The sequence below is a fragment of the Mucilaginibacter sp. genome, from assembly GCF_025362475.1.
In the GTDB taxonomy this organism is placed as follows: domain Bacteria; phylum Bacteroidota; class Bacteroidia; order Sphingobacteriales; family Sphingobacteriaceae; genus Mucilaginibacter.
This window is the reverse complement of the sequence record NZ_JANYGH010000058.1, coordinates 230,252-248,822: the sequence shown is the minus strand read 5'-3', so window position 1 is coordinate 248,822 and position 18,571 is coordinate 230,252. Positions and strand designations below refer to the sequence as shown.

General features: G+C 41.0%; 11 protein-coding genes. 6 read left to right on the top strand and 5 right to left on the bottom strand.

The genetic code is table 11. From position 1 onward, the window contains the following. Positions 1 to 2 precede the first annotated feature (2 nt). From Q0R88_RS19690 to Q0R88_RS19680, 3 genes are all read right to left on the bottom strand, one after another. Positions 3 to 2,561: an FtsX-like permease family protein gene (locus tag Q0R88_RS19690; RefSeq protein WP_295719451.1), complete on the bottom strand. Its 2,559-nt coding sequence runs from the start codon at positions 2,559 to 2,561 to the stop codon at positions 3 to 5. Between the two features lie 3 nt (positions 2,562 to 2,564). Next, positions 2,565 to 3,197: an ABC transporter ATP-binding protein gene (locus Q0R88_RS19685; protein ID WP_366087686.1), complete on the bottom strand. Its 633-nt coding sequence runs from the start codon at positions 3,195 to 3,197 to the stop codon at positions 2,565 to 2,567. 527 nt (positions 3,198 to 3,724) lie between these two features. Next, positions 3,725 to 4,324 (bottom strand): GNAT family protein, encoded by a 600-nt coding sequence (locus Q0R88_RS19680; protein WP_295719447.1) that lies wholly within the window; start codon positions 4,322 to 4,324, stop codon positions 3,725 to 3,727. A 238-nt stretch (positions 4,325 to 4,562) separates the two neighbouring features. Here Q0R88_RS19680 and Q0R88_RS19675 point away from each other — a divergent pair, with 238 nt between their 5' ends. From Q0R88_RS19675 to Q0R88_RS19665, 3 genes are all read left to right on the top strand, one after another. Beyond that, complete coding sequence (locus Q0R88_RS19675; RefSeq protein WP_295719446.1) at positions 4,563 to 6,317, top strand: ABC transporter ATP-binding protein; 1,755 nt, start codon at positions 4,563 to 4,565, stop codon at positions 6,315 to 6,317. 34 nt (positions 6,318 to 6,351) lie between these two features. Next, positions 6,352 to 8,112, top strand: a complete 1,761-nt coding sequence (locus tag Q0R88_RS19670; protein ID WP_295719444.1) for an ABC transporter ATP-binding protein — start codon at positions 6,352 to 6,354, stop codon at positions 8,110 to 8,112. Positions 8,113 to 8,227: 115 nt separating this feature from the next. Continuing rightward, entirely contained in the window at positions 8,228 to 8,932 is a 705-nt protein-coding gene (locus tag Q0R88_RS19665; protein ID WP_295719441.1) for an NUDIX domain-containing protein, read from the top strand. Between the two features lie 14 nt (positions 8,933 to 8,946). Here Q0R88_RS19665 and Q0R88_RS19660 read toward each other — a convergent pair whose 3' ends face one another. Continuing rightward, positions 8,947 to 11,079 (bottom strand): 7TM diverse intracellular signaling domain-containing protein, encoded by a 2,133-nt coding sequence (locus Q0R88_RS19660; RefSeq protein ID WP_295719439.1) that lies wholly within the window; start codon positions 11,077 to 11,079, stop codon positions 8,947 to 8,949. 123 nt (positions 11,080 to 11,202) lie between these two features. Here Q0R88_RS19660 and Q0R88_RS19655 point away from each other — a divergent pair, with 123 nt between their 5' ends. From Q0R88_RS19655 to Q0R88_RS19645, 3 genes are all read left to right on the top strand, one after another. Then, positions 11,203 to 11,658, top strand: coding sequence for a response regulator (locus tag Q0R88_RS19655; RefSeq protein ID WP_295719438.1), 456 nt, complete (start codon positions 11,203 to 11,205; stop codon positions 11,656 to 11,658). 277 nt (positions 11,659 to 11,935) lie between these two features. Further along, on the top strand, positions 11,936 to 15,457 hold the full coding sequence (locus tag Q0R88_RS19650; RefSeq protein WP_295719436.1) for a PKD domain-containing protein: 3,522 nt from the start codon (positions 11,936 to 11,938) through the stop codon (positions 15,455 to 15,457). 291 nt (positions 15,458 to 15,748) lie between these two features. Further along, positions 15,749 to 16,765 carry a type IX secretion system membrane protein PorP/SprF gene (locus Q0R88_RS19645; RefSeq protein ID WP_295719435.1) on the top strand — a complete coding sequence of 339 codons (1,017 nt, stop codon included), beginning with the start codon at positions 15,749 to 15,751 and terminating at the stop codon, positions 16,763 to 16,765. A 229-nt stretch (positions 16,766 to 16,994) separates the two neighbouring features. Here the strand turns inward: Q0R88_RS19645 and rpoN are convergent, their stop codons facing one another. After that, a complete protein-coding gene (rpoN, locus tag Q0R88_RS19640; RefSeq protein WP_295719434.1) occupies positions 16,995 to 18,470 on the bottom strand; it encodes an RNA polymerase factor sigma-54 in 1,476 nt (491 codons plus the stop codon). Between the last annotated feature and the right edge of the window lie 101 nt (positions 18,471 to 18,571).

The window sequence follows — 18,571 nt, the reverse complement described above, 5'->3', positions numbered from 1 at the left end:
AATTAAGCGTTGGTCCTTAATATTTCTAACGGCGGTTTGTTTAATACCCCGCGACTATTTAACAAGCCGATAATGACGGTTAGTATAGTTATAATTAAAAATAATACAAAAGCGGGTATAAAGCTAACCGCATAGGGGATCTCGAAACTATATTTAGCCAGGAACCACGTTCCTGCAACAGCTATCAGGATTCCCGTTAGGGCCGATAAACTGCCTAAGAACAAATATTCCAAAGCGGTAATGGCAAAGATCTGTTTTCGGCTGGCACCCAAGGTTCGCAGTAAAACGCTTTCCTGGATCCGCTGGTATTTGCTGATCCGTACCGAAGCTATCAGCACTACAATACCCGTAATGATGCTGAACGCGCTCATAAAACGGATAACGTAACTTATCTTACTCAATAATTCATCCAAAATACTTAATACCAGGCCCAGATCGATAATAGAAATATTGGGGAACTGTTTTACTACCGCCTGTTGAAATTTGGCCGATACCTTATTCGAGGGCACATGCGTAAGCAACACCTGGAACTGTGGCGCATCCTCCAACACGCCGGTAGGGAAAACCACCTGGAAATTGGTTTGTACCTTACCCCAGTTTACTTTACGAATGCTGGCCACATAGGCCGGCATAGGTACTCCTTGTACATTAAATACCAGTTTATCGCCAACTTTGAGGTGTGCGCGTTTTTGCAAATTTGCTTCTACCGATACCGGTATATCTTTACCCGCTTCGGCTTTACCTATCCAGGTGCCATCCAAAAGTTTTTCAGATGCTGATAGCGTATCGCGAAAGGTTACCCGGTACTCGTATGCAAATACGCCGTGTGGTATTTTGATGGTAGTATCTTTTACCAGGTCGGCAGCGGTTTTACCGTTGATCTGCTCTAATCTTACAGTAACAATAGGTACTTGTTGCAGTACAGGCAGGCCTTGTTTACGCGTTACATCGGCAACGGCATCCTTTTGACTTTTTTGAATATCAAACAATATCATATTGGATTGATTGCCGCTGTTTGATAAATTTACCTGGGCAATGAGGATGCTCTGGATAAAAAATAACGTGCAAATAAAGGCGGTGCTCAGCCCAATGGAAACCATCAGGATAAGTGTTTGGTTATTTGGTCGGTATAGGTTGGCAAAGCCTTGTCGCCATAAATAGCTCCAGCCATTGTTGATAATCAGTTTCATTACCCGCATCAGTAACCAGGCAACAGCCGCCAGTATCATAAAGGCGATGAGGATGCCGAGGGTAAAGAATAAACTGCCCAGCCAACTATCTAATTGAAGGTATGTGAATCCTAATACAAAGCCAATGATCAACAAATAAACCAACCAGCGCATTGGGTCGCGCTTGCTGCCAGCCTCATCAAACGAGATGCGTAAGGTGTTTAACGGCGAAATATTACGTACGGATATCAGCGGTAATAGGGCAAACAGGATAGAGATGATCACCCCTAATAAAATACCTTGCCAAATGGCCAGCCATGAAATTTCTACAGAAATAGTGAACGGCAAAAAGTCTTTAAACACAATGGGCAGTAAATGCTGAATGGCTGTACCCAATGCCGCGCCAACTACAGAGCCAATGAGCCCGATTCCTACAATCTGTATCAGGTAAATCAAAAACGCTTCGGATGCTTTAACACCCAGGCAACGCATAATAGCGATGGAGGCAATTTTTTCGCGCACATAAATATGTATGGCACTGGCAACGCCAACGCAACCCAGCAGCAAGGCAATAAAACCAACCAACGACAAAAATCTACCCAAATCGCCAAAAGCACGGCCTGTGTTTTCTTTGCGCATTTCAATAGTTTCGTAGTTCATACCTGCCTTGTCCAATACGGGATCAAGCTTTTTGGTCAGCTTATCCATATCAACCTTGTGGTTGTACTTGTAGTAAAAAGTATAGTTAACGCGGCTGCCAATTTTCATGAGGCCGGTTTGCTCCAGGTATTGCATGGGGATATAAACCACAGGGGCAATCCCTGCCATGGCCCCGCTTTGTCCGGGTGCTTTGTTTAATGTACCTGCAATTAGGAAGAGTTCTTTACCAACCCGTACCGAATCGCCAACGTTTACACCAAATTGCAGCATCAGGGTTTTATCAACAAGAGCTGTCTGCCCTTTTTTAAAGGCTGTTCCTGCCGACTCTGGTGTGGTTTCGATGGTACCATAGTAGGGGTAATCGCCTTGTAAAGCCCGTATTTGTACCAACCTTGTGCCCTTGGTTTTTGGGAAATAGGCCATGGAGGCAAAACTGCGTTCTGTTGACCGCTGATCGCCCAAAGAATCGAGTGTGTGTTTAAGCTTTGGCTCGGCTGGTTTATTGCCCGATACAGAAAGGTCGGCACCAATAAGGGTAGCTGCCTGCCCGTTTACATCATTCTGCACATTGTACCTGAAAGAATAGATGGCTACAAGTGCGGCAATACCAAACACAATGGCCGAGATGAAGAGGAATAATCTTGACCGATTTTTCCTGCTATCGCGCCAGGCCATATTGAACAGCCAGCTTATGTTTATTTTTCGTTTATAATTAACCGGATCTATCCCCATAACTTACCCGTTAATTGTTTTTTCGTTGGATATGAGTTTGCCACCTTTTATCCTGATGATGCGTTGTGTTTTGGCTGCAAGGTCAAGATCATGCGTTACCAAAACCAGCGTGGTGCCAGCTTCTTTATTGAGGTCGAAGATTAATTTTACTACCTTTTCACTGGTTTCTGCATCCAGGTTGCCGGTAGGTTCATCGGCAAAAAGAATTTTAGGAGCATTGGAAAATGCCCTTGCCAGCGAAACACGTTGTTGCTCGCCACCTGATAATTGAGAAGGGTAGTGATGACCGCGGTCGGCCAGGCCAACTTTATCCAGCAGGTCCAATGCCCTTGCTTTTATGTTTTTTTCGTTCCTGAGCTCTAAGGGCACCATTACATTTTCAAGCGCGGTAAGTGTTGGCAGCAATTGAAAATTCTGGAATATAAACCCCACATACTGGTTGCGCACCTGTGCCCGCTGATCTTCGGTTAAGTTACCAAGATTAATACCATTAAGCTCTACAGAGCCACTGCTTGAGCGATCAAGGCCGGCGCATAAACCCAGCAGGGTAGTTTTGCCACTGCCCGATGGCCCTACAATGGCGTTGGTTGAGCCCTCTGTAATATTAAAGTTGATATCATTAAGCACCGTGAGCATACGGCCGGCACTTTGGTATGTTTTACTGAGATTTAAAATATTAAGGATAGTTTCCAAGGGATAATTTTTTTTATGCTATGATGATTTACAAACCAATTTGTTACCGTATGGGTTTGTATAAATATCAGGGAATTGGGTTATTTATAGGTATAGAATAATAAGTTTTTGATTTAATGACATAACCGTGGCTTTTTAAGATCACCGGAGAAAGGGCTACTTTGTGTATGTGCTAAAAAAATATCATTTCAATGAACGAGGGAGGGAAGAGTGGTGGGATGAAGAGCTAATGAAACACATAGTCCCTCGTCAATTGCTTCGTTCCTTCCCATGACGTATTACTAAAAAAAGCTTTTGTCATCCTGAACGATAGTGAAGGATCTACTCTCCGCTATACTTCTTCGCCCTGTACAGTCTGCAAATAGATCCTTCGTTCCTCAGGATGACAAACCTTTTAACATCATTTTTCCTTCAGTGTCACCCGAATTTTACCACTTACAGCAATGACGGCTGAATATTTAAATAGCCCCCTATAATCTCGCTTTCAAATTCTCCTTAACGCCATTTTCCCATTCTTCTTTTAAAATGCTCAACACAATAGAATCGCGCCGGCCGCCATCTTCCAGCGGCATATTACTGCGCAAAATACCTTCAACCTGGCAGCCTATGCTTTTCATGGCAGCTATGCTGCGCTCGTTACGTGCATCGGCCCTAAATTCAACCCGGGCCATATTCAATTCCTCAAAAGCGAATTGCAGCAGTAAAAATTTACAGCGTTTGTTTAAGCCCGTTCCCCTGAATTTTTCGGCATACCAGGTGTAGCCCAGCTGTAAGCTATTCAGTTTTGGCTGGATGTCGTAATAACGGGTACTGCCAGCATACTCGCCTGTTTGTTTGTCAATAACTACAAAAGCATATTCACGGCCTTCGTTACGGGCTTTAAGAGCGGCCGTTACATATTGTGCCATGCCATCTTCGCCCCGGGCGCTTACGTTGGAGTACCGCCATGTATCGGGCTCATTAATAGCATAAGGTAGCAGGTTTTGCAGATCATCTGCCTGCAGGGGGCGCAGTAAAACTTTTTCATCCTCTAAAACATAGTTGGTGCCAGGGTCAAAATAGGAGATCATAGGTAATGATTTTTATTAATGGACATGAAAGTAAATAAACAATTTGTCATCTAACTGATTAAGCCCTGTTAATGCCGTAAAATCTTTCAGGCATGTTAAAATGTATTGCCCTTTTAATCGTCATCATAAATAAGGAATAATTTAATACGATGAAGTTCCTTTAATTTTTACTTTTACTAAACTAATATAAATGCGGCCTGCTTTTGAAATAGCACAGCAGCCAACTATCAAATAAAATATGCAAGCCTCAACTAAACCACAGTCAACCAGTAAACCTCCGGGTGTTTTTAGTCTGCTTAAGCCGTATGTAGGCTTGGTTTCGTTGCTGTTATTATTCGCGTTATTGGGTAACGGTATCAACCTTTGGTTACCCAAGATCATCGCAAACGGAATTGATGCTTATACCCATAAACAATTTGTGCTGAATGATATTGTTAAAAAATTCACTATAGCTACTTTGCTCATCTTTGTTTTTGGTTATCTGCAAACCATTATACAAACTTATGCTTCAGAGCGTGTGGCAAGGGATCTGCGCCAAAGGTTATCGGATAAGATCTCCCGCCAAAGCTATGCCTTTATTGAGCAGGCCAATCCATCCAAACTATTAACCAACCTTACTGCCGATGTTGAATCTATAAAGCTGTTTGTATCACAGGCCCTGGTTTCTATCGTATCATCGCTGTTTATTATTATAGGCTGTAGCGTTATGCTGCTTACCATTAACTGGAAACTGGCATTGGCGGTTATTGTTATTATCCCCATTATTGGCGGTACGTTTGCGTATGTTTTAAAGCATGTGCGGGCCCTGTTCATGAAAAGTCGCGGTGTTATTGATCAACTGAACAAGGTAATTAACGAAAGTATCCTGGGGGCGGCGCTCATCAGGGTTATTAACTCTCAGCAACTGGAGTACAATAAATTTTTGAGCGCGAATACCGAAGCCCGCGATTATGGTTTAAAAATATTGGGCTTTTTTGCGGGTTTAATACCCATAGTTACTTTTACCGCAAATATGGCTGCATTAACCATTTTAGTAATGGGTGGGCACTTTGTAATAACCGGCAGCATGAGTTTGGGTAGTTTTGCTGCTTTTAACAGTTATTTATCGCTGCTTATATTCCCCATATTTATTTTAGGCTTTATGAGCAACCTGATAGCGCAGGCCAGTGCGTCGTTCACGCGCATCAGCGTTGTTTTGGACGCAGCGGACGTTGCCGAAGGTGGTAGTTTGAAAGCAAACCTTCGGGGGGATGTTGAGCTCAAAAATGTATCTGTACTTTACGGGCAAAAGTTTGCATTAAAAAATATATCCCTCAAAGTAACGGCAGGATCAAAAATAGCTATCATTGGGCCAACATCGGCCGGTAAATCGCAATTGCTTTATTTGCTCACCGGGCTTATAAATACTACTGAGGGCGAGGTATTGTTTGATGGAAAAAGCATTGCCACCTATGATAGTGAATCGTTCCATAGCCAGGTTGGTTTTGTTTTCCAGGATAGTATCATATTTAACATGAGCATCCGCGAGAATATTGCCTTTAGCGATACCGTAACGGACGAATCATTACAGAAAGCTATTGATACTGCCGAGCTGGGCGATTTTATTGGTAGTTTACCAGAACAATTAAATACCATCGTATCTGAACGTGGATCGAGTTTATCAGGCGGCCAAAAGCAGCGTATTATGCTGGCACGGGCCCTGGCTGTAAATCCTAAAGTTTTATTGCTGGATGATTTTACGGCGAGGGTTGATGGCAACACCGAAAAGAAGATACTTACCAATATTCAAAAAAATTACCCGGGTTTAACGCTGATATCTGTAACACAGAAAATAGCCTCGGTTGAGCATTATGATCAGATAATCCTGCTGATGCAAAGCGAAATTGTAGCCAGCGGTGTACATGACGATCTGATGAAAACCAGTCCGGATTATGTGCAGATCTTCAATTCGCAGCAAAGCACCAGTAATTACGAATCGGGCATTGCTCACTAACCACAAAAGCTAAGGCCTAAAAATATTATATAAAATGAACTACGATCTTAACCAGCTTAGTAAAACCGCGCAAAAAACGTCAACCTTTGCGGGGCTAAAAAAGCTGATACAACTCATATCACACGAAAAGCGAACGCTCATCATCGCGGTTGTTGCCATACTCATCAATTCAACATTAAACCTGTTGGGGCCGCTTATTATTGGGCATACTATTGATAATTATGTGCTGCATAAAAATTTTAATGGCGTTATCCATAACGCTATTTTATTGCTGTGTATGTATACTACCGCCCTGTTTACCAGTTACAAGCAAACCACGCTGATGGGTGGGGTAGGGCAGCGCATGCTGTTTACGCTGCGTAACTCTATATTTAACAAGCTGCAACAACTACCGGTTGGCTTTTTTAACCAGAACAAGGCCGGCGATCTGATATCAAGGGTAAACAATGATACCGATAAGCTCAACCAGTTTTTTTCGCAATCGCTGATGCAGTTTATAGGCAATATATCTACCATGATTGGTGCCGGTATATTTTTATTGCTGATACACCTGGAGCTTGGTGCCGCGGCTTTATCACCGGCCCTGCTTATCCTGTTTTTAACGCTGATATTATCGCAGTGGATCAAAAGCAAAAATGCAGCTAACCTTAAAAGTACCGGTGGGTTAAGTGGCGAAATCCAGGAAAGCCTGAGTAATTTTAAAGTGATCATCGCCTTTAACCGTCGCGATTATTTCAGAAAACGCTTTGATATTGCAAATGGACAAAATTATAAAACGGCCATTGGCGCGGGTTTGGCAAATAATATTTTTGTGCCGGTTTACGGTTTGTTTGCCAGTATTGCACAATTGATAGTACTTGCTTTTGGTATTTACCTTATTGGCCACGGGCAGTTTTCTATAGGGTTACTGGTAAGTTATTTATCATACACCACACTTTTTTATAATCCCTTGCGGCAATTGGCTGCATTGTGGTCAAACTTTCAGCTGGCTATGGCCGGTTGGGACAGGATATCGCAGATTTTGGCCCTTGAAAGTGATCTGCCGCTGATTGAGGCCGGTATAACAGACCCAAAAGCAGCTTTACTTGAATTTAGGGATGTGAATTTTAGTTATGATGAAAGCAAAGAAATATTGCATCATATTAACTTTAAACTGGAGCAAGGCAAAACATATGCGCTGGTTGGGCCTACGGGCGGCGGTAAAACCACTACAGCATCATTAATAGCCCGTTTATATGATCCATCAAAAGGATTGATCCTGCTTGATGGCAAAGACATCAGAACCTACACCGCAGAAGAGCGCAGCCTGAGGATTGGGTTTATTTTACAGGAACCTTTCCTGTTTAGCGGTACTGTGAAAGATAATATTTTATACAGTAATGATGTATATGAGCATTACAGTAATGAACAACTGGAGCAGGTTATAAAAGATGCCAACCTGGGCAGCTTACTGGCCATTTTTGAAAACGGACTGGAAACACCGGTATTATCAAGCGGGGATAGCATCAGCCTTGGGCAAAAACAATTGATAGCTTTTATGCGGGCCGTTTTACGTAACCCACAAATATTGATATTAGACGAGGCCACAGCCAATATTGACACCATTACAGAGAAGTTGCTGAGTGATATCCTTAATAAACTGCCTGCAACCACAACGCGGGTAATAATTGCCCATCGCCTTAACACCATTGAAAATGCCGACGAGATCTTTTTTGTTAACTCGGGCGAGGTGATCCGCGCCGGATCACTGGATGATGCTATGGATATGTTGTTGAAGGGGAGAAGGGTGAGTTAGGGATGTTGATGCGGGATTGAGTTAAGAGTTTTTCTTAGAAAAAAATAGTTGTCCATTTAACACTAAAAAATTGCATAATTATTTTTACACTTGTAAATAAACTCTTAACTAAATTATGCAGAAGTATAGCGGTCAGAAACGCATTTTAGTGGCAACCGATTGTATTATATTTGGGTTTGATGGCTGGAACATTAAGCTGTTACTTGTACAGCGCGGCCTTGAACCCGAAAAAAATAAATGGAGCCTGATGGGCGGGTTTATCCAGCCGTCAGAATCGGCAGATGATGCCGCTAATCGGGTGTTGGAGTTACGTACCGGGCTTAAAAATGTGTATATGGAGCAGTTTCAGGTGTTCGGTCGCCCAGATCGTGACCCCGTTGAACGTACCTTATCTATTGCTTACTTCGCGCTGATTGATATTCATCAATACGAAAAACAACTAAGTGAAGAGTATCACCCGGAATGGTTTTTACTGGATGAAATGCCTGAATTGATATTTGACCATGCCGAAATGGTAAGGTTGGCCTTAAGGCAACTGCGTTACAAAGCCGCGCTTCACCCTTTATTGTTCCAGTTGCTGCCAGAGAAATTTACTATTCCGCAATTACAGGCTTTGTATGAAGGCGTTTATCAAACAAAGTTTGATGACAGAAATTTTAGCCGTAAACTATTATCCACAGGTTTACTGATAAAACAACCCGAAAAAGATAAGTTATCGTCAAAAAAAGGGGCATTTTATTATAAGCTTGATCAATCAAACTACGCCGAAAATTTTGAATCATTCCTGAACCTGGTGCCAAACCCCGAGAAGTTTTTTTAATGGCAAGGCATATATCAGGTTAAACTTTTGGGTAGCTGTATCTTAAAGGTTGTGCCTTTACCGGGTGATGATATAACATCAATGCTGCCATGGTGTTTTTCAATAATTCCAAATACAATTGATAAGCCTAAGCCAGTGCCTTCGCCTACGTTTTTGGTAGTAAAAAATGGCTCAAATATGCGTTGTTTGGTATCATTGGTCATGCCCACGCCCGTATCTGTAATTTCAATAGCAACATGACCGGTAACATCACGTGTAATAATTGTTATTGTATCATCGTTGGGTTGTTCCTTTGCCTTAATAGCGTATATGCTGTTGGCTATCAGGTTAATCAATACCTGGTTAATACTACCCGGGTAGCATTTTATGGGTTCAATATTATCAAAAACTGTTTTAATTTCAATAAAATAGGGCGTTGTACTTTTTAAAATAAGTATGTTGGCAAGTATGGCTTTATTGATATCGAGCATTTTTAGTTCCTGCCCATCTGTACTGCTAAAGGTAAACAGGCTTTTTACTATTTCGGTAGTACGCCGGGCACCTTCTTCAATACCATTGAGTAAAATGGCAATTTCCTCTTTTATAAAATCTGGATCAATACTTTGCCTGTAAGTATGGGTCGTTTGAATAAATTCCGTACGATCGGGGTTATTTAGTACCTCTTCGTATTTATTCAGTAATAAAAATAACTCATCAAAATTGAGCCTGAGTGGGTTAACATTTGAACTTACAAAGTTTATGGGGTTATTAATTTCATGGGCAACCCCTGCAGTAAGCCTGCCCAACGAGGCCATTTTTTCGGTATCAACTAACCGATGCTGTGTGCTTTTAAGATCATCAATAGTGGTGGAAAGGTATTTATTGGCATTGATGAGTTCATTGGTGCGTTCTTTAACCTTGTTTTCTAACAGGATGTTCTGCTCTTTAATCAAGCGCTCATTCTCCCTTGCAACCGCAACAACAAAATTTTGAAGGCCCATTTTTTCATTTCGGTAAAAATTGATTTTATCGGCCAATGCAGCCGAAAATAATATGAGCTCAATTACCAAAGCAAAAGGTATAATATTGGCGGTGAAAATATTATAGGGAATAAGATCTTTACTACGTGCAAAGGAAAGTAATAAACCTATTAAGAATAAGCTCCAGGCCAGCATAAATAGTTTGGCAGGTTTAAACCCCTTTAGGTAAAGTAGTGCGCCAATATAGAGCAGGTATATTGCAGTAATACCTATGCTCCAATTAATTAAATTGTAAGCAAAGGCCACAAAGTTGCCTAAAATGGCTACAAAAACTACAGCGAATAATGCGTACAGTAGTAAATAAATTTTGTATTCCTTATTTAAGGTTTGTTTTAGCTTTAAAAATTCATCGGTAAAAAGTAGTACTGATAAGCCAAAACACATCCTTACCAATGGTATTACATAGCTGTTAATGAAAATTTTGTTGTCGGTGAAGTAATTTCCATACCCACGCAGCAGGGTTTGCGAGGCTCCGAGAAAAACAATATAAAATACGTAATACAGGTAACTCATATCGCCAACTATAAAAAGCAACAGTAAGTTATAAAATGCGCTGATCAGCAATATGCCCATAAATGCACCATAAACAACGTTTTCAATATTTCTGCTTTTTATAAAGGCTACCTCGCTATACACTATTACTGGTATCACAGCTGGAGTATTACTTTTAATACGCAGATAAATGGTGTTTGATGTTCCCGGTGCAATTGGGCACCTTATATAGGTAATATTTCGGGATTCAAGTTCATTCTGCTGGTCTGCTACCTTAAAATGATGTATTTGAATGGGTTTGCTGTCAAGATAATAAAGATCAAACTCATCAATAACACTTGGGTCTATACTGATGACGATAAAAGGTTTGTTATCGTTGTTTTTTAAATTGAACCTTACCCATGTTGCCGATTTTGAATATTTTAACAGGGGCAGGGAAGTGCTGCCAGGGTGAAAGCCGGTACTTTTTAAAACCTGGTTGATAGATAAATCGGCGCGTGGATCTTCCAATTCATAAAAATAGCGGCTGTTTAACAGCTCCGATCTGTTTTCATGAATAGTCAACGTATCAGTATTGTAGGCATGAGCAATCGTGTTCAGGAATAGTAAATACGCGATTGTCAATATTTTATTCATATTTACATGTTGGAATTTTATACTCAGGCATAATTATAATAAAAATGCGCAAAAATTAAAACTTTCAATACATTTACTTTTATAACCAATTGTTAAAAACCGATTTAATCTAAGTTTATTGCTATGCCCGTAGGAGTGTTGTATGTTGACGATGAAATAAATAATCTGATTAGTTTTAAGGCGGCTTTCAGGAGGAATTTCAATATTTATACTGCTCAGTCGGCTGCGGAAGGGATCCAGGTATTGGCGGCCCATGAAATTGGTGTGATCATTACTGATCAGCGTATGCCGGTTACCACAGGCATTGAATTTTTAGAGTCGATTTTACCTTTATATCCCGATACCATCAGGATACTTTTAACAGGTTTTTCGGATGTTAACGCCGTAATGGACGCTATTAACAGGGGGCAGGTGTATAAATACCTTGTAAAGCCATGGCAAAATGACGAGCTTAAAATTTATATTCAAAATGCCATTGAAATATATCAATTACGAAAAGATAATAAGGAGCTTACCTACAAACTGCAAATAGCCAACCTTGAACTTGAAGCGCTCACAAAAAAAAACAACAGGTATTGAGATAGGGGTGGAGATTGCCGGCTTTTACTCATAGCCGTTGTAAGAGACTGTCTAAAAAATAAAAACAGGTCGTTCTGTAAAGGCGGGGATTATTAATGTTTTTGATTTGATTTTTATAGGTATTAATGAGCTCCCTACGGTCGGTTATCTTCGTACCTCGCAATGACGCGTGGATATGTGCTTCATGCCTCCTATTTATAACATTACGTTTTTTAAAAAAGTAGTTTTATATTTAACGTGTACATAAACAAGACCAAATAAACATTTATATATCAGGGTGAAATTTTTACGGGCGATAATTTCGGTCTTTATTTTGCTGTGCTGTAGTTTAGGTGCCGGTGCTCAGGGCGGCTTTTCAAACCAGGGAACCGAGTTTTGGACGGTTTATATGGATCACATTACTCCCCCAACTACAACAGATCCTAATGGTAATGTGAGCAAGATGAACCTTTATATTACTGCAGATGTTAATACCACAGTAAACGTTTCTATTGCCGATGGCTCTTTTTCTGAAAACTATGATGTAACTGCCAGGGGGATACTTACAGTTACCATACCGGCAAGTGCCTTTATTGATCAGCAAGGTTTTTCAACTAAGGGAATCCATATCACATCACAAAAACCTATAGCCGTATATGCCCATATTTTTGCGCAGAGTGTTTCGGGCGCAACGCTTTTGCTGCCGGTAAATGTGCTTGGTAAGGATTATGTATCTATTAACTACACGCAGTTATCCAATGCTCTCCTAACAGAAAAAAAGCCGTCCTATTCCACATTTGCAGTTGTTGGCACCGAGGATAAAACTACCGTTGAAATAACACCCACCACATATTTACTCGACGGAGAGGCCCCGGGAAAACCTTTTACCATCATTTTAAACAAAGGCCAGGTATACCAGGCGCTTGCCGTTAATGATCTTACTGGTACACGCATCCGCACAATAAGCACGCAGGCCGGCTCTTGTAAAAAGGTAGCTGTGTTTTCCGGAAGTTCAAAAATACTTATAGGTTGCAACACCGTAAATAACACCTCTGATAATCTTTTTCAGCAGGTATACCCAACGGCTTCCTGGGGGAAGAATTATATAACAGCGCCATTAAAAAGCCGCAATTATGATGTTTTCAGGATTGTATTGAGCGATCCCAATACCATTGTAAATTTAAACGGGCGTGATATTTCGCCGTCTGAATTTTCCGGAGGGCTTTATTACGAATTTAATTCAAATACCCCCAACGTTATTAGTGCCAATAAACAGGTACAGGTTGTTCAGTATGCAGTAACACAATTTAAAACTATTAATTGTGTGGACGCAAACCTGGATACGGGCGATCCGGAAATGATATACCTTAACCCACTTGAACAAACGCTTGATCATGTCACCTTAAATTCAACGGGTAATTTCAGGATCATTTATAACTTTATTAATGTAATTATCAAAACGAGCGCGGTGCCCACTTTTGCACTCGATGGCAATCCCTATACTAAGTTTGTGCCTGTGGCGGGTAATCCTGCTTATTCATATGCACAAATTGAGGTTAATAAGGGCGTACATCATATTAGTGCTTCTGATGGTTTTAATGCCATAGCCTATGGTTTTGGCACAGCCGAATCATACGGTTATGCCGCCGGGGCCAATCTGAAAAACCTTACCGAGTTTATAGCTCTTAAAGATCCTCAAAAAAGCACAACGCAACTAAATGGGTGTACAGATGCAACTTATAAATTACAGTTAACCCTGCCATTTAAAACAACCAGTATTAAATGGGATTTTAAAAATGGCACCACTTTTCTTGATAATAATCCAATTGTTAAATCAACAACGGTTAAAGGAGATCAAACACTTTATTTGTATGAATATCGCAATGATAAAATATACACAACCGGGAATTACAGCGTAGTGGCAACAGTATTTAACCCGGTTGCCGATGAGTGCGGTTCAAATGAGGATGTTGAACTTGATTTTAACATTTCATCGCTACCGGTCACAAAATTCAATTTCGTGGGCTCATGTTTAGGTGATGCTACCGTTTTTAAAGATGTATCAGAAACCTTTGGCCGGGAAACCAAAACCTGGCTTTGGGATTTTGGCGATGGGCATTCTGATGTTGTACAAAATCCATCGCACGTTTATGAGCACGCCGGTAATTATAATGTGAGGCTTACTATTACCAACGAAAACGGTTGTGATGATGTGTCAGATCCGGTGGTTGTTAGCATCACAAATTTACCTGTTGCTAATTTTGATTTTTTGGCCCCCTCCTGCGCAGGGCAGGACATTACCTTCACAGATCACTCTACAAGTGCTGATGGTGTCATTACAAAATGGCTTTGGGATTTTGGCGATGGTGCCGCCATTGTTCAAAAGTCTGATAATAATCAATTTACACATCTTTATGAGGCTCCAGGTATTTATACCGTGAAATTAACCGTAGTTAATGCAAATGGCTGTGCAGGTTTGCCTCAAACCAAAACAATAACCATAAGTGATTTGGCTGTAGTTGATTTTATTTTGCCTGATGCCTGTGTTGATGATATTGTTCAGTTTAAAGATAATAGCTCCATTACAGACCATAGTGAAGCCGGTTTTACATATGAATGGAATTTTGGTGATATGCATGCCAGTGCCGCAAATAATTCATCTACCGAAAAAAATCCAAGGCATCATTATACCGAGGCGAGGAGTGACTACCAGGTTACTTTAAAAGTTACAACTAAATATGGCTGTGTGTACACCAAAACCCAAACTTTGGTTGTTAACGGCGATATGCTTAAAGCCAATGTTGTAGTGCTTGATCCTGCCGCTTTGTGCAGCAACAAAGAAGTGTTTTTTGAAAATCGGTCAACGGTTAATTTCGGCAGTATCACCCGGCTCGAAGTTACTTTTGATATGGCCAATGCCGCATCATTAAAGGTATATGAACACCCGGCTTTTGGGCAACATCTACGGTACACTTACCCACAATTTACTGACGGCAACCATACTTTTAATGTACATGTAGCTGCATACTCTGGTGGTACATGTGCAAATACGCAGGATTTTTCTGTTGTTGTAAAAGCCACACACTTAATAACCTTTGCTCAGTCGCCATCTTTTTGCCCGGAGGATAACCCTTTTCAACTTAAACCTTTAACTATTGCCGGCCCTGCAGGTAATGGTGTATATATTGGTAATGGTATAAGCTCCGGCGGATTGTTCAGCCCTTCGGTTGCGGGTACCGGCATAGCAAATATCAGTTATATTTATAGTACAGCCAACAGTTGCCCGGATACAGTAAAACAGCAAATTACAGTTTACGCCTCACCAACTGTAACTACGGATGCCGCCCAAACGGTACTGGAAGGTGGGCAGCTTACATTAAAGGCATCGGCGAGCGGGCATGCTTTAAGCTATAAATGGTACCCTTCAACCGGTTTGGATCATGACGATATTTTAAACCCGGTAGCAAGCCCTACAGAAACCACATCATACAGGCTTACAGTAACTTCGGCTGAGGGGTGCTCAAGCTCGGCCGATGTTACCGTTAAGGTATTGAAATACCTGGTGATACCCAACGCGTTTACGCCAAATGGTGATGGTAAAAATGATATATGGGATATTAAATACTTAAATAGTTACCCCAGCAATACGGTTGAAATATTTAACAGGTACGGCGAAAAGATATTTTTTTCCATGGGGTACACCATCCCATGGGATGGGAGGTATAAGGGCACCTATCTTTCTTCGGGCACCTATTATTATATCATAAATCCTAAAAACGGGCGTAAGGCTGTTTCCGGGAGCATTACTATAATCAGGTAATTGTTTTAGCGTCATCATTCCTCACCGGACGTTATATATTATAAACCGGCAAAGAATTTACCTGCTCATATAGCTATTATCAGGTAAGGTAAATCGAAATTTTACAAATAATACAGTTGAGGCATAAAACAGATACGGAGAAAGGTTATATTCGTCAGTTGGTTATTATATTCCATAGGTGGCGGGAATAAAGGAGATAAACTTCTGTTTGCAACCTGTTTTATGTAATAAATCCTAAAAACGAACGTAGGGTTATTTCGGGATATGTAGCCACCATCATTAGATAAATTAATGAAGAGAATTTTATACGCAATTGTATTTTTTATAGCGGCTGCGCAGTCATCATATGCGCAGCAAAAACCGCAGTACACCCAATATATTTTCAACAACTACCTTTTAAACCCTGCTTTAACAGGTATTGAAAATTATACAGATGTAAAAGCGGGGTATCGCAGCCAGTGGACAGGGCTTGAAGGTGCCCCCGTAACCGGTTATTTAACTATAAATGCACCTATTGGAGATAAGTTTTTGCAAGGAGATGCCACAGCTTTCCCGGCAGGCGGGGGGCTTAATCCATCAAGCAGATCATACACCCAGCAATACCAGGCTGCCGAACCACACCATGGTATCGGGCTAACTTTGGTATCTGATAAAACCGGCCCTATTACACAAACCAATATTGATGCTACCTATGCTTATCATCTTGGTATTACCAACAGGCTTAACCTGGCGGTTGGTGTATCTGCAGGGGTGAGTCACAATGTGTTAAATCTTTCCCAGGTTCATTTTGCCGATCCAACGGATCCTATATTAAACAATATCAATAATAATCAATGGAAACCCGATTTGGGGATAGGGGTATGGGCCTATGCATCTGATTACTTTTTTGGCGTATCGGTACAGCAGGTATTACCGCAAAACCTTTATGTATCTACTTCAACCAGTGCAACACAAAATAAAACCGTACCGCATTACTTCTTTACGGCGGGCACCAAGCTCTTTTTATCAGATGATGTAACGCTTATGCCATCGGTGCTGGTAAAAGTGATACAGCCGGTGCCTACAACGTTTGACTTGAATTTGAAGATGTCATTCCAGGATAAATTCTGGATAGGAAGTTCCTATCGTCGTAATGATTCATTTGCAGCCCTGGTAGGTTTTAACCTTAGCTCATTTGTAAACGTTGGATATTCTTATGATTTTACTACCTCGGCACTAAATACAGTAAGCAACGGCTCGCACGAAATTGTAATCGGTATCCTGCTTAATAACCGCTACAAGGTTACCTGCCCGCAGCATACCTTTTAGTTTGCAGTTCGCAGTTTGCAGTTTGCAGTTTGCAGTTTGCAGTTTGCAGTTTGCAGTTTGCAGTTTGCAGTTTGCAGTTTGCAGTTTTTCAAAAGGACAATCAAGTTCGCAAATAATTCTGGAAATATCTTAAATAAAAATAGCGACGAGTCTCAAACTCATCGCTATTTTTATTTAAGTATTTTACTATCTGCCCACTGCTAACTGCCCATCGGCAACTGCAAACTGCCTACAGCTCTCTTCTTAATCGGGCAACCGGGATGTTCATTTGTTCGCGGTATTTGGCTACGGTACGGCGGGCTATGTTATAGCCGGCATCCTTGAGTATGTCGGTAAGTTTTTCATCGGCCAGCGGATGATGTTTGTCTTCATTACCGATGTGTTCTTCCAGTATCTTTTTAACTTCTTTGTTTGAAACCTCTTCGCCGCTTTCTGTTTGAATCGCTTCAGAAAAGAAGGACTTTAGCAGGAAGGTGCCAAATTCGGTTTGCACATATTTTGAGTTGGCCACCCGCGATACGGTAGATATATCCATATTTATCCTGTCGGCAATATCCTTCAGGATCATGGGTTTTAAATTTTTATCGTCGCCGGTAAGGAAAAACTCGTACTGGTACTGCATAATGGCATTCATGGTTTTAAGCAACGTTTGCTGTCGTTGTTTAATGGCATCAATAAACCACTTTGCCGAATCGAGTTTTTGCTTTACAAACTGTACTGCCTCTTTTAATTTTTTATCCTTTTGAGCAGCCTTATCATAATGCTGAAACATCTCCTGGTATGATCTGCTTACGCGTAATTCAGGAGCGTTTTTGGAGTTTAGTGTAAGAATTAACACACTATCATTGTTGATGATATGAAAATCAGGTATAACCTGCATTTGCTTGGTGTTAACTTCATTCGAATCTCCTGGTTTGGGATTCAGCTTTAAAATTTCATTGATAACACCGCGTAACTCGTCAGAGTCCATGTTTAATGATTTCTCCAGCTTGTCATAATGTTTGCGGGTAAATTCATCAAGGTATTGTTCAACAACAATAATCGCTTTTTTTATGATAGGGTCATTGGGGTCCTTTTTACGGAGTTGGATCAGCAGGCACTCCTGCAGGCTGCGTGCACCTACACCGGCTGGGTCAAAACCCTGTATCACCCTCAGCATGTCTTCAACTTCTTCGTCCTCGGCCATTACATTTTGTGAGAAGGCCAGGTCATCAGTAAGCGACATAATGGGTCTGCGCAGATAGCCATCATCATCTAAACTGCCGATGATCTGTTTACCTATCCTGAAATCTTTATCACTTAAAGGGAGTAAATCCAGCTGTAGCTGCAGGCTTTCAAAAAAAGAGCTTTGAACCGCGATAGGGATCTCTTTACGCTCATCTTCATCATCACCATTTTGATCATAACGGGAACCGTAATCGTTCACGCTATCATCCTGCAGGTAATCGTCAATGTTAAATTCATCCATCTCTCCCTTTTCTTCGTCACCGTTAAAAGTGTCTTCGTCGGGGTCGCGGTCGGGGTATTCTTCAACAGGGTCATTCAAATTAGTTAAACTAAGATCTTCGAGTGCCGGGTTCTCTTCCAGCTCCTCTTTAATACGGGTATCAAGGGAAACGGTAGGCACCTGCAGCAATTTTATAAATTGTATTTGCTGCGGCGAAAGCTTTTGTAAAAGTTTTTGTTGAAGATTCTGTTTAAGCATAGTTAACTAAGTGTTCAAAAATACATCAATTACCATTAACTTTAAAATAACTTATAGTAATTGGGACAATGAAGTTAAATACCGAATGAAATAATTTGTTT